General features: G+C 58.6%; 20 protein-coding genes. 4 read left to right on the forward strand and 16 right to left on the reverse strand.

The window, feature by feature from the left end:
• Positions 1-43 precede the first annotated feature (43 nt).
• Positions 44-448: an H-NS family histone-like protein gene (locus CK910_RS18755; protein WP_042871358.1), complete on the forward strand. Its 405-nt coding sequence runs from the start codon at positions 44-46 to the stop codon at positions 446-448.
• 64 nt (positions 449-512) lie between these two features.
• Here the strand turns inward: CK910_RS18755 and CK910_RS18760 are convergent, their stop codons facing one another.
• The 5 genes from CK910_RS18760 to CK910_RS18780 form a co-directional block, all read right to left on the reverse strand.
• Positions 513-1,076, reverse strand: coding sequence for a cob(I)yrinic acid a,c-diamide adenosyltransferase (locus tag CK910_RS18760; protein WP_098984326.1), 564 nt, complete (start codon positions 1,074-1,076; stop codon positions 513-515).
• Positions 1,073-1,303, reverse strand: a complete 231-nt coding sequence (locus CK910_RS18765) for a DUF3820 family protein (RefSeq protein ID WP_098984327.1) — start codon at positions 1,301-1,303, stop codon at positions 1,073-1,075. Before CK910_RS18765 ends, CK910_RS18760 begins: the two co-directional genes overlap by 4 nt.
• Position 1,304: 1 nt before the next feature.
• Positions 1,305-1,976 (reverse strand): 7-carboxy-7-deazaguanine synthase QueE, encoded by a 672-nt coding sequence (gene queE, locus CK910_RS18770; protein WP_042871353.1) that lies wholly within the window; start codon positions 1,974-1,976, stop codon positions 1,305-1,307.
• A 61-nt stretch (positions 1,977-2,037) separates the two neighbouring features.
• Positions 2,038-2,745 carry a 7-cyano-7-deazaguanine synthase QueC gene (gene queC / locus CK910_RS18775; protein ID WP_098984329.1) on the reverse strand — a complete coding sequence of 236 codons (708 nt, stop codon included), beginning with the start codon at positions 2,743-2,745 and terminating at the stop codon, positions 2,038-2,040.
• Between the two features lie 22 nt (positions 2,746-2,767).
• Positions 2,768-3,457, reverse strand: a complete 690-nt coding sequence (locus tag CK910_RS18780; RefSeq protein WP_098984330.1) for a tRNA-uridine aminocarboxypropyltransferase — start codon at positions 3,455-3,457, stop codon at positions 2,768-2,770.
• Between CK910_RS18780 and rrtA the strand changes: the two genes are divergently transcribed.
• On the forward strand, positions 3,387-3,965 hold the full coding sequence (gene rrtA / locus CK910_RS18785) for a rhombosortase (protein ID WP_253852731.1): 579 nt from the start codon (positions 3,387-3,389) through the stop codon (positions 3,963-3,965). The genes CK910_RS18780 and rrtA overlap by 71 nt on opposite strands.
• A 62-nt stretch (positions 3,966-4,027) precedes the next feature.
• Here the strand turns inward: rrtA and pyrF are convergent, their stop codons facing one another.
• From pyrF to cmk, 6 genes are all read right to left on the reverse strand, one after another.
• Positions 4,028-4,729: an orotidine-5'-phosphate decarboxylase gene (gene pyrF / locus CK910_RS18790; protein WP_098984331.1), complete on the reverse strand. Its 702-nt coding sequence runs from the start codon at positions 4,727-4,729 to the stop codon at positions 4,028-4,030.
• 125 nt (positions 4,730-4,854) lie between these two features.
• A complete protein-coding gene (gene lapB / locus CK910_RS18795; protein WP_098984332.1) occupies positions 4,855-6,021 on the reverse strand; it encodes a lipopolysaccharide assembly protein LapB in 1,167 nt (388 codons plus the stop codon).
• A 9-nt stretch (positions 6,022-6,030) separates the two neighbouring features.
• Positions 6,031-6,315, reverse strand: coding sequence for a LapA family protein (locus CK910_RS18800; RefSeq protein WP_042034338.1), 285 nt, complete (start codon positions 6,313-6,315; stop codon positions 6,031-6,033).
• A gap of 156 nt (positions 6,316-6,471) precedes the next feature.
• Positions 6,472-6,756 (reverse strand): integration host factor subunit beta, encoded by a 285-nt coding sequence (gene ihfB, locus CK910_RS18805; RefSeq protein ID WP_005299934.1) that lies wholly within the window; start codon positions 6,754-6,756, stop codon positions 6,472-6,474.
• A gap of 92 nt (positions 6,757-6,848) precedes the next feature.
• Positions 6,849-8,519, reverse strand: a complete 1,671-nt coding sequence (rpsA, locus tag CK910_RS18810; protein WP_042034339.1) for a 30S ribosomal protein S1 — start codon at positions 8,517-8,519, stop codon at positions 6,849-6,851.
• A 94-nt stretch (positions 8,520-8,613) separates the two neighbouring features.
• Positions 8,614-9,306: a (d)CMP kinase gene (cmk, locus tag CK910_RS18815; RefSeq protein ID WP_042871343.1), complete on the reverse strand. Its 693-nt coding sequence runs from the start codon at positions 9,304-9,306 to the stop codon at positions 8,614-8,616.
• Between the two features lie 248 nt (positions 9,307-9,554).
• Between cmk and ribA the strand changes: the two genes are divergently transcribed.
• Positions 9,555-10,148: a GTP cyclohydrolase II gene (gene ribA, locus CK910_RS18820; protein WP_043555348.1), complete on the forward strand. Its 594-nt coding sequence runs from the start codon at positions 9,555-9,557 to the stop codon at positions 10,146-10,148.
• 80 nt (positions 10,149-10,228) lie between these two features.
• On the opposite strand, the gene cysB is transcribed toward ribA, so the two are convergent.
• Both cysB and CK910_RS18830 read right to left on the reverse strand, forming a co-directional pair.
• A complete protein-coding gene (gene cysB, locus CK910_RS18825) occupies positions 10,229-11,203 on the reverse strand; it encodes an HTH-type transcriptional regulator CysB (RefSeq protein ID WP_043136635.1) in 975 nt (324 codons plus the stop codon).
• 73 nt (positions 11,204-11,276) lie between these two features.
• Positions 11,277-12,152 carry a LysR family transcriptional regulator gene (locus tag CK910_RS18830; RefSeq protein WP_098984333.1) on the reverse strand — a complete coding sequence of 292 codons (876 nt, stop codon included), beginning with the start codon at positions 12,150-12,152 and terminating at the stop codon, positions 11,277-11,279.
• Positions 12,153-12,245: 93 nt separating this feature from the next.
• Between CK910_RS18830 and CK910_RS18835 the strand changes: the two genes are divergently transcribed.
• Complete coding sequence (locus tag CK910_RS18835; protein WP_098984334.1) at positions 12,246-13,460, forward strand: MFS transporter; 1,215 nt, start codon at positions 12,246-12,248, stop codon at positions 13,458-13,460.
• Positions 13,461-13,530: 70 nt separating this feature from the next.
• Here CK910_RS18835 and CK910_RS18840 read toward each other — a convergent pair whose 3' ends face one another.
• The 3 genes from CK910_RS18840 to nfsA form a co-directional block, all read right to left on the reverse strand.
• Entirely contained in the window at positions 13,531-14,085 is a 555-nt protein-coding gene (locus CK910_RS18840) for a VOC family protein (RefSeq protein WP_172955365.1), read from the reverse strand.
• Positions 14,079-14,843 carry a hypothetical protein gene (locus CK910_RS18845; RefSeq protein WP_043136644.1) on the reverse strand — a complete coding sequence of 255 codons (765 nt, stop codon included), beginning with the start codon at positions 14,841-14,843 and terminating at the stop codon, positions 14,079-14,081. The genes CK910_RS18840 and CK910_RS18845 overlap by 7 nt, the downstream gene beginning before the upstream one ends.
• A 188-nt stretch (positions 14,844-15,031) precedes the next feature.
• On the reverse strand, positions 15,032-15,757 hold the full coding sequence (gene nfsA / locus CK910_RS18850; protein ID WP_043555340.1) for an oxygen-insensitive NADPH nitroreductase: 726 nt from the start codon (positions 15,755-15,757) through the stop codon (positions 15,032-15,034).
• Positions 15,758-15,820: the final 63 nt, after the last annotated feature.

Consider the following 15,820-nt stretch of genomic DNA (forward strand, 5'->3'; position numbering starts at 1 on the left):
TCTTTTTTATTTAATTCACTCCTTTGCTCGCGTGGTGGACACTATGAACGAATTTTTGAAAGTACTGCTGAATATCCGTAGCTTGCGCGCAGCTTGCCGTGAGCTGACCCTGGAGCAATTGGAAGAGGGGCTGGAAAAGCTCTCTGCTATTGTTGCCGAACGTCAGCAAGATGAATCCGCCGATCGTCAGGCCCGTGAAGAGCATCAGCGCAAGATTAACGAATATGCTGAAATGCTGAAAGCCGCCGGCATTGATCCGGCCGAACTGGTGGGCACGGTTGCCACTGAACCGGCCAAAGCCGCCAAAGGCAAGCGCGCCCCTCGCCCGGCCAAATATCGCTATCTGGATAACGGCATTGAAAAAACCTGGACCGGTCAGGGTCGCATGCCGTCCGTGATTGCCAAGGCCGTTGCCGACGGTAAATCCGTCGAAGAATTTGCCATCTGATCAGGCAAACGACCTCTAATAAAACCTCGCACTGCGAGGTTTTTTATTGCCTGATATCCGCTCATCAACTCCGTTCTGCCGCCTTGACCCAGAGCACTTCCGGCGTCGCGGTACAGGCCAGCAGGTAGCGGGCTATGGTGAAGAACCAGTCACTCAGCCGGTTCATATAAGGCAGTATGGCCGGATTGATCTGCTCCGCACGGCTCAGACTCAGCAGCAGGCGCTCACAACGACGGGTCAGGGTGCGCACCACATGGGTTTGCGCCGCCGCCCGGGAACCACTGGGCAAAATGAAATTGCGCAGCACGGGCAAATTGGCGCTGTAGCCATCAATTTGCCGCTCCAGGCGCAACGTCCATGCATTATTCACCTGCCAGATGGCCTCCTGCTGACCCTCGCTGGAAAATGCCAGTTCACCGCCCAAATCGAACAACTCTTGTTGCAATAATAACAAGTCAGCTAATAAGCCGGTTTCAGCAGCAGGAACCTCGGCAATGAGTAGACCTATATGAGAATTTAATTCATCGATATAGCCATAGGTTTCCACCCGCATATCGTCCTTGGCCAATTGCACACCATCGGCCAGCCGGGTCATGCCTTTATCACCCTGCCTCGTATATATTCTCATACCGACATCCTGTTAATAATGGGAACAATCATGGATTCGAGCCCGTTGAGCTTGATCTCATAGGCAAGGGCCAGGGTCTGGCCCAACGCGCCAGCAGGAAAACCGGTGCGCGCCATCCACACCAGATAGGGCTCTGGAATATCTATGATGCGCCGCCCCCGATATTTGCCGTAAGGCATCTTGTGGGCCAGGGTCAGCAACACCCGCTCGTCAGAGAGCCACTCCATATTAATCGATGTCCAGATATTTATGGGTCTGGATGGAGAGCCGCCAATTACGGGCGATGCAGGTGGCCATCGCCAGCTGGGTGGCTCTGGGCTTCTGGCTGATGGGTTGCAGCGCAATCACCACGTCAGGACGCAAGGTGGCGGTCGCCAGCAGGGCATCCAGCTCCTCGATATGGCGCTCGGTCGCCACCGGATGCTTGATCTCATTGGCACGCTCGAGGGCCGAGACCAGCACGGGCAGGCCCCCCTTCATGCCAATCTTGGGCGACACTGTGACCCAGGTATTGGCATGGGTCTGGATCTCGCTGGTACCGCTGGTTTCAATCTGCACCTGATAGCCGGCTGCCAGCAAGGCACAAGAGAGCGCCTGCAAGTCATACAGACAAGGCTCTCCCCCGGTGATCACCACATGACGAGCCTGATAACCGAGCTGCTGGAAACTGGCCAGGATCTGCTCGGTGTTCATCTTGCTCCAACCATCGGATTCATTGGAACAGTCGAGCACCGCCTGAACCCCCACTTCACGAGCGGGATCGACAATCCAGGTATGGCGGGTATCGCACCAGGGGCAGCCCACGGGGCAGCCTTGCAGGCGAACGAAGATGGCGGGCAGGCCGGTGAAGATGCCCTCCCCCTGGATGGTCTGGAAAATCTCGTTGATTGGGTAGTGCATCTCGGTCACGGCTTGTTGCAAAAGTCGCGGATTATACCCCAAGCGAAGGCAAGACGCAGGCTCACAGTCCGCTTTTCTCGCCCAGCCCGGTTTTCTCGTACAACCGGGCCATGATGCCCGCCTTGTCGGCCAGATACAGATTCAGCCCCCGGCTACGCAGTTCGCAGGCAGGACAGGTGCCACAACCATCGCCGGCGATGCCGTTGTAGCAGGTCAGCGTCTGCTGGCGCACCGTCTCCAGGTGACCATAGTGATCCGCCAGCGCCCAGGTCTCGGCCTTGTCGAGCCACATCAGCGGGGTATCGAAGCGGATGCCGCGACCCAGCCCCAGGGAGACCGCCTGATTGAGCGCCTTGACGAACTCGTCGCGACAATCCGGGTAGCCGGAGAAATCTGTCTCGCACACCCCTGTGATCACCGATTCGGCGCCCACCTGGTAGGCATAGATGGAGGCCAGGGTCAGAAACAATATATTTCGGCCCGGCACAAAGGTATTGGGCAGACCGTTGTCCTGCAGCTCGCAGCTGACCGGAATGTCGTCACGGGTCAGGGCCGAGACCGCCAGTTCATTGAGCAGGGTCACGTCCATCACCTTGTGGGCGGCAATGCCAAGCGCGCCGGCCAGTCGGCGAGCCGTCTCTATCTCCTCCCGATGGCGCTGGCCATAGTCAAAGGTAATGGCGTGCACCTCGTCATACTGGGCCAGAGCCTGCACCAGACAGGTGGTGCTGTCCTGCCCACCACTGAATACCACGACGGCTTTTTTCACGTTTATCACTCCTTCAGGCAGTTCAAGTACGGCGACCTTGTGCAAAGTCATGCCACTGCCGGTTTAAATGGGTAAAGAGGTTCATCAGCGGGGCGAAGCGCTCGGGCTCGCCCTCCCACTGGGATAACAGATGATAACCCGCTTCCAGGGTCGACAACGCCTCGGGAAACGGCTTCTTGCGAATGGAGTACTGGCCCGGTATGGCGCCGAGCTTGATCCTGGGCAGCCTTAGCAGCGCCGGATTGCTGTGCAAGATGCGATACGCCTTGCGCCAGGTGCCATCGAGCAGCAAAAAGCAGACCTGACGGCGATCCCCTGCCTGATGCCGTTGATCGCGTACCTGATCCAGCGCCAGCGCATGCTCGTCAGGCCAGAGCAGATAGCAGTGCACCTCGGGATCCGCCAGCAATGCATTGAGCCAATTTGCCTCGGCAAAATCCTCCCCCACATGAATGCTGGCCTGGGTGAGAGAGGCGGCGAGCAGAGCGGCTGTGCCCTTGGGGTGCCCCGCTTCGCTCGGATGCTGCAAAATATGGAGGGGAGCGAGATGCGGCACCTGCCGAATATAATCACACAGACAGGCTTTGAGGGCTCTGGTGCAACGTGTACAGTATCGGCTGTTCTTGTCGTTGGGCTGTTTCATGTTGTCAGAAAAATCAGGATTGCTCTGGGTCATCACGCTTTCACTCGCCAGCTTGTTGCTTTTCTTCACAGTACCGAATCATTTGCTCTCCTTCGATCGCACCCTGATCGCCCAAGGCGAAGGGTGGCGCATCATAACAGGCAATCTGGCCCACACCAATTTATGGCACCTGCTGCTCAACCTGAGCGGCTTGTGCGTGCTCTACAGCCTGTTTCGTGAATACCTGACGGGTTGCCGCCTGCCGGTATTGCTGCTGTTGCTGGGGGGTGCCGTCGGTCTCGGCATCTGGTGGTTATGCCCGCAGACCCAGTGGTACATGGGGCTGTCGGGCGCCTTGCACGGCCTGTTCGTATGGGGAGCCTTGCAGGACATCCGCTATCGCCGCTATTCGGGCTGGCTGATGCTGCTGGGGGTGGCCATCAAGCTTGGCGTGGACTTCTACAGCGCGGGCGAGAGCCCGGTTTCTGTACTGATAGGCGCCCGGGTTCACATCGAATCACATCTGATTGGCTCGGTGGCGGGCTTGCTGCTCGGCCTGTTGCCGGTCAGTCTCGGCAGCCAGCCCATCAAGGAGTGATGGCGCCCAACGCCTGGTTGCCTTGACCAAAAAACAGGCCGGGGTCACCCGGCCTTCAAACCTTAACGCCCGGCCAGCTCCGCATTGATGCCTGCCAACATGGCGGCGGGATCCTCTGCCTGGGTGATGGGGCGACCTATGACCAGATAGTCGGCGCCGGCTTGCATCGCAGCCAGCGGCGTCATCACCCGGCGTTGATCCCCGACCGCAGACCCGGTGGGGCGAATACCCGGGGTCACCAGCTTGAAGTCGGCGCCGAGCAGGGCCTTGAGTTCACTCGCCTCATTGGCGGAGCAGACCACCCCATCCAGCCCTGCGGCCCTGGTCAATGTCGCCAGCCGGATCACCTGCTCGGCCGGGCTCACATCCAGGCCAAGGGGCACCATGTCGGATTGCTCCATGCTGGTCAGCACTGTCACCCCGATCAGCAGCGGCGCCTTGTCGCCATAGGGCAGCAAGGCCTCTCTGGCGGCACGCATCATGCGCTCACCACCGCTGGCATGGACGTTGACCATCCAGACACCCAGCTCGGCACTGGCGGCCACGGCCTTGGCCACGGTATTGGGAATGTCGTGAAACTTCAGATCCAGAAACACATCGAATCCCTTGGCGACCAGCTGACGCACAAACTGGGGGCCAAACAGGGTAAACATCTCCTTGCCTACTTTGAGGCGGCACTGGGCCGGAGAGATACGTTCAATGAACGCGAAGGCATCGGCCTCGTGCTGATAATCCAGCGCTACCAGTACTTTGGGATCTAGCATCTCACTTCCTATTGATTGTTGTTCACCATCTGGGCACGGCTTCACCATCCAGGCCCAGGTTCAACCTGATGACACCGCGGCGGCACTTGCAGCACCCGGCATCTCACTTTCAATTGATCCGGCTCTTACTCGCCGTCCAGGCCGCGGATCGGCTTGATGGATCCCCACTGACGGCAGGATGGGCACTGCCAGAACAGCGAGTGGGTGGCAAAACCACACTGCCGACACTTGTGGGTGGATTTGATCTTGATCTGTTCGCCAACCAGTTGCTGCAGCAACTCCAGGCTCTCCTTGGCGGGCCCCTCCTCCGCGCTGGCAAGCTGGAAGCCCACCAACTGGTAGAAGCCCTTCATGGAGGGGTGACGGCGCAGCTGGCGCAGCACCAGCGCGCGGGCCTGACTCAGGCCATCGCGCTCCTCCACCAGTTTGGCAAGGGCCAGGGTCACGCTGACGCCGGCGTGATCCTCCACCGCCTGCTCCAGCAAGGGAATGAGCTCGAGAGAGCGGCCCTGGCGCTGGTAGCATTCGGTGAGCCGAGGGATGGCTTCGGAGGCAAAATCGATGTCCTGCTCGAACACCCGCAGCAGATCCTTGCCGGCCTGCTCATACTCCCCCGCCTCCATCGCCAATTCGGCCAGCCGCAGGCTGGCGCGGGCACAGGCAGGATTGACCCCCAGTGCCCGCTTGAGCTTGGCAAGCCCAGCTGGCTTGTCGCCGTCGCGCAAGGCACTGTCTGCCTGCTCGCAATAAAAATGCGAGATGGGATCGGCCAGCTTCTTGCCCTGATATTTTTGCAACCGCACCGCGACCTCGATGGCCTTGTCCCAGTCACGCAACTGCTGATGGATGATCAGCAGCTGGGCCAGCGCCGTCTCTTCATAGTCACCGTCTTCGCACAACTCGTTCCAGAGCGCCTCGGCCCTGTCCAGCAAGCCTGCGGCCAGGAAGTCTCGCGCCAGCTCCTGTAGCGCGAGCTGGCGCTGCTCACGGGTCAGCTCACGGGTCACCAGGTTTTGGTGGATCTTGATGGCACGGTCGACTTCGCCGCGCTGGCGAAACAGGTTGCCAAGGGAGAGGTGGGTTTCGATGGTTTCGCTGTCTACTTCCAGCAGCTGGATGAAGAGATCCACCGCCTTGTCAGATTCATCGGACAGCAAATAGTTGAGGCCCGCCACGTACTGGCGGGAAAATTGGTTACTCTGTTTCTGGGTGTCCTGGCGAACACTCCTGCGCCCCATGTACCAGCCATAACCAGCGGCAATCGGCAACAGCAGGAAAAGCAGTTCAAGCATCGAGGGACATTATTCCTTGACTGCCGACCGAGCCAGCTCCAACTCGCGGGATTGACGACGCATGGTGCGGTTGAGGGTACGGTTTTGCATCTTGAGGCGCAAAAACAGTAGACCGAACACCAGCCAGCCGAGCAGGAAGCCACCGCCAAAGAAGAAACCCAGCAGCATGGAGAGCGAGAACTCCCCTTGGGCAATCAGATAGTTGAACTGCACCAGCTGACCATTTTGCGAACCGATGGCCAAGGTCAGAATAAACACCAGCACCAGCGGAATGAGGGCCAAGATACGCTTCATAGGAGCTCCCTGTCAGTATCTAATGAAAGGCTGATTATCCTTAAAATCACGGGCAGACTCTAGAGCGAATGGGAAAAGACTTGGAGAAACCGGACGATTGGCACAATAGCGGCCATAAAAACAAAAAAGGCATACCCAAGTATGCCGTTTTCTGCATTATTCAATAATGTTCACGCGCTCGCGTAACTCTTTGCCAGGCTTGAAGTGAGGGACATATTTCCCGGTCAGTTCAACCTTGTCCCCGGTCTTGGGATTACGACCCACACGGGGGGCACGATAGTGCAGTGAAAAACTTCCAAATCCACGGATTTCAATCCGATCGCCGTTTTGCAAAGTCGATGCCATCTGCTCAAGGATCTCCTTGATGGCAGCTTCGACATCTTTGGCCGGCATATGCATGCGGCTCGCAGCCAATTGTTCGATGAGATCTGATTTGGTCATAACGTTAAATCTCCTTCCCCGATCACATGCAATATTCATTACGCCAATATAAAAAAGGGCGGCGTGAAGCCGCCCTTTTCTTGCATCAAGGATTATTCACCCTTGGCAGCTTTGAACGCTTCAGCCATAGCATTGCTGAACACAACTTCTTCTTGTTGGTTCAGGCTATCGATAGCAACACGCTCGTCAGCCTCGTCCTTAGCACGGACAGACAGGCTTACGGTGCGGTTCTTACGATCAACGCCCATGAACTTGGCTTCAACTTCATCACCAACAGACAGTACCAGAGTCGCGTCTTCAACACGGTCACGAGCAGCATCGGAGGCACGCAGGTAGCCTTCTACGCCGTCAGCCAGTTCGATCACGGCACCCTTGGCATCAACCTCGGTAACCTTACCCTTCACAATAGCACCTTTCTTGTTATCAGACAGGTACTTATTGAACGGGTCTTCTTCGATCTGCTTGACACCCAGGGAGATGCGCTCACGCTCCGGGTCCACTTGCAGAACAACGGCTTCGATCTCGTCGCCTTTCTTGAATTCACGAACTGCTTCTTCGCCCTGGTTGTTCCAGGAGATGTCAGACAGGTGAACCAGGCCGTCGATGCCGCCGTCCAGACCGATGAAGATACCAAAGTCAGTGATAGACTTGATTTTACCGGAAACACGGTCGCCCTTGGCGTGAGTTTCGGCAAACAGCTGCCACGGGTTGGATTTGCACTGCTTCAGACCCAGGGAGATACGACGACGTTCTTCGTCGATATCCAGAACCATCACGTCAACCACGTCGCCAACGTTAACAACTTTGGACGGGTGGATGTTCTTGTTGGTCCAATCCATCTCGGATACGTGTACCAGGCCTTCAACGCCTTCTTCGATTTCAACGAAGCAGCCGTAGTCGGTCAGGTTGGTCACGCGGCCAGACAGACGGGTGGTCTCCGGGTAACGCTTGGCGATAGCAACCCAGGGATCTTCGCCCAGCTGCTTCAGACCCAGGGATACACGGGTACGCTCGCGGTCGAACTTCAGAACCTTGACTGCGATCTCGTCGCCAACGTTGACGATTTCGGAAGGATGCTTAACGCGCTTCCACGCCATGTCGGTGATGTGCAGCAGGCCGTCAACACCGCCCAGATCTACGAATGCACCGTAGTCGGTCAGGTTCTTGACGATACCCTTAACTTCTTGACCTTCTTGCAGGTTAGCCAGCAGGCTCTCGCGCTCGGAGGTGTTCTCGGTCTCGATCACGGCACGACGGGAAACAACAACGTTGTTGCGCTTCTGGTCCAGCTTGATGACTTTGAACTCGAGTTCTTTGTTTTCCAGGTGAGCGGTGTCACGGATCGGACGTACGTCAACCAGAGAACCCGGCAGGAAGGCACGGATGCCATTCAGTTCAACGGTGAAACCACCCTTGACCTTGCCGTTGATGATACCGATAACGGTAGCTTGCTCTTCGTAAGCTTTTTCAAGCTGCAGCCAGGCTTCGTGGCGCTTGGCTTTTTCACGGGACAGCTTGGTTTCGCCGAAACCATCTTCGATAGAGTCCAGAGCTACGTCAACAGTGTCACCCACACTGATTTCCAGCTCGCCCAGGGCGTTCTTGAATTCTTCAGCCGGGATGGCGGACTCAGATTTCAGACCGGCGTCAACCAGTACGAAACCGTTCTCGATAGCAACGACAGTACCCTTGACGATGGAACCTTGACGGGTTTCAACGGAGTTCAGGGACTCTTCAAAGAGTTGAGCAAAAGATTCGATCATTGTTTATGTCACAAATGAAACATCCACTTGCAATCCGGCACAAGCGGGGCTGTTTTAAATAATCTGCGCCATCCTTGGTGCAGACGACCGGATGTCAGCTTGCGCTGGCATCACCAAGTTGTTGCTCTGCATAGGCGAGTACCGTTGCCAGCACTTCATCTATGGTCATGGCGGTAGAATCCACCACGAGAGCATCTTCTGCCGGTTTAAGGGGCGCTACGGCGCGATTTCTGTCGCGATCGTCACGTTCCCGAATCTCGGTTAAAAGACGCTCAAAGTTAACATCAAAGCCCTTATCTTGCAACTGCTTATAGCGGCGCTGGGCGCGTTCTTCCGCACTGGCGTCGAGGAAAATCTTCACCTCGGCCTCCTGGAAAACCACGGTTCCCATGTCACGTCCATCGGCGATCAGACCCGGTGCCTGACGAAATGCACGCTGGCGGCGCAGCAGGGCTTCGCGTACCCGCGGGAAGGCGGCGATTTTGCTCGCGGCATTGCCCACCTCTTCGGTACGTATGGTACGGGAGACATCCTCCCCTTCCAGCACCACCTTGACCTGCTCGCTGTCCACCTGGAATTGCACATCCAGGTTGGCAGCCAGTGGGACCAATGCGGCTTCAGAATCGAGCTCTACATCGTGATGCAAGGCAGCCAGGGCCAACACCCGGTAGATGGCGCCGGAATCGAGCAGGTGCCAACCCAGTTTCTCAGCCAGCAACTGGCACAGAGTGCCTTTACCGGCACCACTCGGGCCATCGATTGTCATCACGGGGGCCATCTGAGGCATAACTTCTCTCCTGCACACTTGTTGCACACATCCCGGAAGGGATGGGGTAATGGGCGCCGATTATACCCAAATGTGCCGAGCCTGGCAGTCGTCAAGGCGCACATTTGCGCAGAAGCCGTCGCGATCGCGTGGTTTGCGTACAGCGACTCAAGTCATTAAACAGTGCAAGGTTTTGTTCTTATGGTTGTTCTGGACAAGGCGCGCTAAACTGGCCGCCCTTTTTAAGCAGCTGTAGTAAGGAGCAACCTATGAGCAGCGTTACCCTCGTGGCCAAATCCAAGTTGCCGACCCCCTGGGGCACCTTCACGCTGGTAGGCTTTCAGGAAACCGGTACCGGCAAGGATCATGCTGCGCTGGTGATGGGCGATGTCACGGGTGATGAGCCTGTGCTGGGCCGCATTCACTCTGAGTGCCTGACCGGAGACGCCCTGTTCAGCCTGCGCTGCGACTGCGGTTTCCAATTGCAGGCCGCCATGGAGAACATCGCCAAGGCCGGTCGTGGCGTCTTGTTGTACGTGCGCCAGGAAGGGCGCGGCATAGGCCTGCTCAACAAGATCCGGGCCTACCACCTGCAGGATCAGGGCGCCGATACCGTTGAGGCCAATGTGGCGCTGGGCTTTGCCGCCGACATGCGCGACTACACCATCTGCGCCGACATGCTCAAGGCGTTGCACGTCACCAGTTTGCGCCTGATGACCAACAACCCGCGCAAGATGAAGGCGATGGAGAGCTTTGGCATTCCGGTGGCGGAGCGGGTTCCCCTGCAGGAAGGGCGCAATCCCCACAACGAGTTTTATCTCTCGACCAAGGCGAGCAAGCTGGATCACCTGTTCAAGAAGTGATCCCGGCCCGCCACACGCCGGCATGAAAAACGCCTCCCATCGGGAGGCGTTTTTGTTGGCAGACACTCAGGCTGGCCGCGCTAGCGGATGGGCAGCTCGATATCGGCGAACATGGCATCCACATCGTCACTGGAGCGCAGCGCGATGGCGCGCTCCACCACATCCCGGGTCAGGTGCGGGGCGAAGCGGGTCATGAAGTCATACATGTAGGTGCGCAGGAAGGAGCCCTTGCGAAACCCTATCTTGGTGGTGCTGTGGGCGAACAGGTGGCTGGCATCGAGCGCCACCAGATCGGTATCGACCTGGGGATCCAGCGCCATGGTCGCCATCACGCCGATCCCGACGCCCAATCGGACATAGGTCTTGATCACGTCGGCATCGGTGGCGGTGAAGACGATATTGGGTTCGAACCCTGCCCGGTTGAAGGCGGTATCCAGCTCGGAGCGGCCGGTGAAGCCGAACACATAGGTCACCAGCGGGAAGCGGGCAATATCGGCAATGGAGAGCTTGCCAACCTGGGTCAGCGGGTGGCCCTTGGGCACGATCACGCTGCGATTCCAGTGGTAGCAAGGCAGCATGATGAGATCTTCGTACAGGTGCAGCGCCTCGGTGGCAATGGCAAAGTCGGCCTGGCCCTTGACCACGGCTTCGCTGATCTGGGTCGGGGTGCCCTGATGCATGTGCAGGGAGACCTTGGGAAAGCGCTTGATGAACCCCTTGATCACATCGGGCAACGCATAGCGGGCCTGGGTATGGGTGGTCGCGATATGCAGCGTGCCCTGCTCGGGATGAGTATGCTGGCTCGCCACCGCCTTGATGCTCTCCACCTTGCCCAGGATCTCGTTGGCTATCTTGATCACATCCCGTCCTGCCGGGGTGATCTGAGTCAGATGCTTGCCACTGCGCTCGAAAATCTGGATCCCCAGCTCATCTTCCAGCATGCGCACCTGCTTGCTGATCCCTGGCTGAGAGGTGTAGAGGCTCTCTGCCGTTGCCGACACGTTCAATCTGTGGTTGGCAACCTCAACGATATAACGCAACTGTTGGAGTTTCATGGTGTTAGGCTCTAAAGGCGACTTGAACTAATACTAACAAACTTTTGCCTGATAGCCTTTCCTTCTTGGCCATTTATGGCCGGGCCTGTGCCAGCAAAAAATCCCGCAAGGCACGGTTCGCCATGGAGAGCGGATCCCCCCGTCGCCACGCCACGCAGAGATCGAGGAAAATGGGTGGAGCAAACGGCACGCCGGTCAAGGCAGTCTCCTCGTCCAGCACCATCCGCAGGAAAGTGGTCACCGCAAAGCCCTGCTTTACCACCGCCTTGAGCAGCGGGATGAGGTTGCTCTCGAAGGCGATATTGGGCTCACAGCCCAGCCCCTGCGCCAATGCTTCCATGTGCTCGCGGTGGTAGAAACCGCGCCGGAACATGGCCAGCTCCTGGCCGAAAAACTGGGTCAGGGAGACGGCCTGGGCCTGCCGTAGCGGATGCTCCTCCCCCACCACCATCAACATCTCTTCACGCAGCAGTTGGGCCCCTTCCAGCGCTGGGGGCAGATCGCTGGTGATCAGGATGGCGAGATCCAGGGTGCCGTCCACCATGCGGCTCAGCAGCTCACGCGAGCCCGCCTCCTCCACCCGGATCTTGAGGCCGGGATAGCGATGCTTGAAGGCCATTAGGATCGGCGGAAAATAGTAAGAGCCCATCATGTAGGGAATGCCGATACGCACCTCGCCACGCTCCAGCCCTTTCAGTTCGGCCATCTCGGCTTCCGCCTGATGCATCTGCAACAACAGTCGCTCGGCATGACGGCAGAGTACCTCCCCCTCCGGGGTGAGTCGCACAGTGCGATCCTGCCGGTCAAACAGCCGCAACTCGAGCTGCTGCTCCAGCTTGGCGATGGCCATGCTGATGGCGGGCTGGGCTATATGGAGGCCATTGGCTGCTTTAGTGAAGGAACCGGCATCCCGCACCGCCAGCAAATAGGTGAGCTGTTTCAAATCCATATCAATTAATCTTATTAGTTGGATAACTTAAATATATTATATTTATGCTCTGCGGCGCACTACTCTGCACAAAAGCCGTCAGGACAACCGCATATGATCGAAGTAGGTAGCCGCGAATGGATACGCGCCACCCTGGCCCTGAGCCTGGGCTCCTTCCTGGTGTTTCTCAACCTCTACCAGACTCATCCCCTGCTGCCACTGCTGGCGGATGTCTTCTCCGTCAGCTCGCTGGCGGCGGGCTGGACACTGGCTGGCTGCACCGCAGGTCTGGCCGCCTCGCTGCTGCTCTGCGCCCGCCTCGCGGACAGGTTCGGTCGGCGACGGATCATGCTGTGGAGCCTGGCCGGCGCCATCCTGTTCTCCCTGCTCATCAGCCTGGTGCACCAGTTTGAATCGCTGTTGCTGCTGAGGATACTGCAAGGGGTGTTGCTGGCCGGGCTGCCCGCCACCGCCATCGCCTACATGGGAGAAGAGTTCAGCAAGCGCGCCCTGCTCTCCGCCGTCGGTGTCTATATCGCCGCCAACTCGCTCGGCGGGATCGCCGGCCGGGTGGTCGGCGGCTTGCTTGCTGGCTGGTTTGGCGACTGGCAGCACACCTTTCTCGGCATAGGCCTGATAAGCCTTGCCCTGCTGCCACTCGTCATCTGGCTGCTGCCGGCCCAGACCCGTTTCGTGCCCGTCATCGCCGAGCCGGGCCAGTTCCGGCAGGCCATCAGCAGCCACCTCGGCAACCCGCTGCTGGTCGGTGCCTATCTCATCGGCGGGCTCAACTTCATGGTGTTTTTGAACCAGTACAGCTACCTCACCTTCCTGCTGGCCAAGGCCCCTTTCTCCCTGCCCACCCAGTGGCTCGGCATGCTGTTCCTGACCTATCTGTCGGGTACGGTCGCCTCCTCCCTGAGTGGTCGCTGCGCCCACCGCTGGGGGGCACAGCGCCTGCTGCTGGCGGGGATCTCGCTGATGGCGCTGGGCAGTGCGCTGCTGTTGTATGGCTCGCTGGCGGCCATATTGACGGGGCTGCTCATCTCGAGCTTCGGGTTCTTTCTCGCCCACGCCTGTGCCAGTGCCTGGGTCGGTCAGCACGTGGAACACAACCGGGCGCTCGCCTCGTCACTCTATCTGGTGGGGTATTATCTGGGGGCCAGCCTGGGAGGCCTCTACCTGCACCCCTTCTGGGAGCGGGGTGGCTTGGGGGGATTGGTGCTCGGCATCGAGCTGGTGCTGGTGATCACCGCGGGCTTGAGCCTCTGGCTCGGTCACTTGAAGGGGCGTAACACCCGCCCCCTCTCCTGCCATACGCCATCGTAGTCACGGATAGCGGCTCCCACGCCTACACAGCGTCATCATCAAGGGGCACCCGTGCCCGCGCTCGCATCAATCAGAGGTTGTCGTAATAATCGGCGGGCACAGGCACCACGGCGCCAGTGTGCAGCTCTTCCTCGATCACCTCGGCCAAAGAGCGCAGGTGAAACTTGATCTGGCCAGACGCCAGCATCAAGCCCACGTCAGGGTTGCGGAGATCATCCATGTTGCCAGTCTTGAACGGCACATCGGGATGCGCGGCCACCAGCGCCGGTAGTGACGGCACCACCAGCTCTATGTGCTCCAGCCCCGCCTGATGGCTGCGACCCGGTTTGGGCGCCGCCAGTTCGATGCAGGGCACGCTGACGTCGCCACAGCACACGGGATGATGCAGCTGGTAGGTGGCAATGGGACGCCCCCCTATCATGCCTTCCACCAGCAGGGCACCGTGCGCCACCAGGGTCTGTTGCAGGGCCTGATATTCGACCAGCGTGGCCGCACGGTAACAGAGGTGGTCAACGTCGATGGCATCGACATGGACGGCCCGTTGCGCCAGTTCAGCCAGCAGCTGGCAAACAAATGGGGCCATGGGCCCCAGTGTGGTATCGAGTGGGTGGGACATGATCACCATTTCTTCTTGGGTTGGAACAGGACGTCCAGCTCGTCCGCCTCTTTATCCTTGATGTTCTGCAGCTCCTTCTCGCTGTGCTGCTGCAGATGGGCATCCAGTCCGGCCAGCCCCTGGCGCATGTCTTCTTCACGAGCCATCAGATAGGGATCCTTGTCAGACACCCCGGCCAATGCGGAGAGCCCCTTGGTATAGAGCTGACGACAGGTACCGTATTGCCCCTGGATCTGGGCATCCATGGCCCGCTTGACCAGATTGGAGATGTTGATCTTGAGCTGCATCAGCTCGAGGCGACGCTCCTCCTGGGCAAAACCGTGGGGATCTATCTTGCCCTTGTTGTGCTCGACCCGCAGCACGGCCCGCATCTTCTTGACCAGTTGCAGCATCTGAATGGCCTGGCGGTCGGATTCGGGCGTCTTGAAGTGCCCCTCATCCTGGCTGCTGTAATTCTCCTGCACATTCTTGATCTGGGTCTGCACATCGGCGATGCGCTGTTTGATCTGGCCATTGGGCATCACCAGGGCGATCGCCCGGTACGCATCCAGAATACGGTGTTGCAGCAACAGCACTATGTTCTTGGAGAAGGGCACCAAGTTGACATTCAGCAGCACCTCTTCGGTTTCATCCGCCACTGCCTTATGACGAGCGATGGCATGGCGCTTGTCGGCCTCTGCCTTCTGCTTATATTGCTGCATCACGTTATAGGCGATCACCAGAAACAGGAGTGCGCCAATAGACAGCAATACCAAGGTTAAAATCATAGGATGTTCAAACTCCTGTCCCAATCCAATTGCGTGATCCTACAACAGCTTACCCACTTAAGGTAGTCCGCACCGCCGCGCTTACCCACGATTTATTGCGCTTTGGAGCCACAAATCGGCAGCGGAGATCAGGATCACGCAGCGATGGCAACACTGCCATTACCTCATAGTATCGCCCATCGGGCCCATTACTTGAGGTTGAACCCTTTCGATTGCAGGAATTCCTGCATGAAGGGGCGCGCCTCCTTGCCGAGGATGCCCCGGATCTGGCTGCTCCAGGTCTGCTGCTTGTTATTGCTGCTGCGAGCCTGATAGTAGGCCTCGATCTGCTGATCGTATTGCGCCAGCAAGGGGCGGTCCAGCTCGGCCTGATAGTGGTTTTCGTGCACCACCAGCGCCCGGGGCAAGCGGGGTTTCTGCTCGGGAGCCTGCGCCGGATGGCCCAGACAGAGCCCAAACAGGGGGATCACCTGATGAGGCAGCCCCAGCGCCTCGCTCACGGCGACCGGATTGTTGCGAATGCCACCGATGTAGACGCCACCCAATCCCAGCGATTGGGCGGCCAGCAGGGCATTCTGGGCCATCAGGGCGCCATCGATGGCCCCGATCAGCAACTGCTCGACAAAACCTGTCTGGGCATCCGGCACGATTTGGCCGTGGCGATGATAATCGGCGCAGAACATCAGAAACTCGGCCGCCTCGGCCACATAGGCCTGATGCCCCGCCAGCTCGGCGAGCCGGGCACGCAGGGCCATGTCGGTCACCCGTATGATGCTGTTCGCCTGCAGGAAACTGGAGCTGGAGGCAGACTGGGCCGCACTCAGGATCTGGTCGAGCTGGCTCGCCGTGATGGGCTCCGGGGTAAATTGACGAATGGATCTATGGGCGAGAATAAGGTCTATGGTCGGGTTCATGATGCCTCCAGGAAGAAGCCCACACTCTACCCAAAAAAACGGAGGGGCCCAAGGCCCCTCGTA

This window comes from Aeromonas sp. CA23 (assembly GCF_002587065.1).
Classification (GTDB): domain Bacteria; phylum Pseudomonadota; class Gammaproteobacteria; order Enterobacterales; family Aeromonadaceae; genus Aeromonas; species Aeromonas bestiarum.

Bases quoted from the DNA above. Each gene is read 5' to 3' on its own strand.
- CK910_RS18755 (WP_042871358.1), top strand. From the start codon at position 44: ATGAACGAATTTTTGAAAGTACTGCTGAATATCCGTAGCTTGCGCGCA.
- CK910_RS18760 (WP_098984326.1), bottom strand. From the start codon at position 1,076: ATGAGAATATATACGAGGCAGGGTGATAAAGGCATGACCCGGCTGGCC.
- CK910_RS18765 (WP_098984327.1), bottom strand. From the start codon at position 1,303: ATGGAGTGGCTCTCTGACGAGCGGGTGTTGCTGACCCTGGCCCACAAG.
- queE (WP_042871353.1), bottom strand. From the start codon at position 1,976: ATGCACTACCCAATCAACGAGATTTTCCAGACCATCCAGGGGGAGGGC.
- rrtA (WP_253852731.1), top strand. From the start codon at position 3,387: ATGTTGTCAGAAAAATCAGGATTGCTCTGGGTCATCACGCTTTCACTC.
- pyrF (WP_098984331.1), bottom strand. From the start codon at position 4,729: ATGCTAGATCCCAAAGTACTGGTAGCGCTGGATTATCAGCACGAGGCC.
- lapB (WP_098984332.1), bottom strand. From the start codon at position 6,021: ATGCTTGAACTGCTTTTCCTGCTGTTGCCGATTGCCGCTGGTTATGGC.
- CK910_RS18800 (WP_042034338.1), bottom strand. From the start codon at position 6,315: ATGAAGCGTATCTTGGCCCTCATTCCGCTGGTGCTGGTGTTTATTCTG.
- ihfB (WP_005299934.1), bottom strand. From the start codon at position 6,756: ATGACCAAATCAGATCTCATCGAACAATTGGCTGCGAGCCGCATGCAT.
- rpsA (WP_042034339.1), bottom strand. From the start codon at position 8,519: ATGATCGAATCTTTTGCTCAACTCTTTGAAGAGTCCCTGAACTCCGTT.
- cmk (WP_042871343.1), bottom strand. From the start codon at position 9,306: ATGCCTCAGATGGCCCCCGTGATGACAATCGATGGCCCGAGTGGTGCC.
- ribA (WP_043555348.1), top strand. From the start codon at position 9,555: ATGAGCAGCGTTACCCTCGTGGCCAAATCCAAGTTGCCGACCCCCTGG.
- cysB (WP_043136635.1), bottom strand. From the start codon at position 11,203: ATGAAACTCCAACAGTTGCGTTATATCGTTGAGGTTGCCAACCACAGA.
- CK910_RS18830 (WP_098984333.1), bottom strand. From the start codon at position 12,152: ATGGATTTGAAACAGCTCACCTATTTGCTGGCGGTGCGGGATGCCGGT.
- CK910_RS18835 (WP_098984334.1), top strand. From the start codon at position 12,246: ATGATCGAAGTAGGTAGCCGCGAATGGATACGCGCCACCCTGGCCCTG.
- CK910_RS18840 (WP_172955365.1), bottom strand. From the start codon at position 14,085: ATGGTGATCATGTCCCACCCACTCGATACCACACTGGGGCCCATGGCC.
- CK910_RS18845 (WP_043136644.1), bottom strand. From the start codon at position 14,843: ATGATTTTAACCTTGGTATTGCTGTCTATTGGCGCACTCCTGTTTCTG.
- nfsA (WP_043555340.1), bottom strand. From the start codon at position 15,757: ATGAACCCGACCATAGACCTTATTCTCGCCCATAGATCCATTCGTCAA.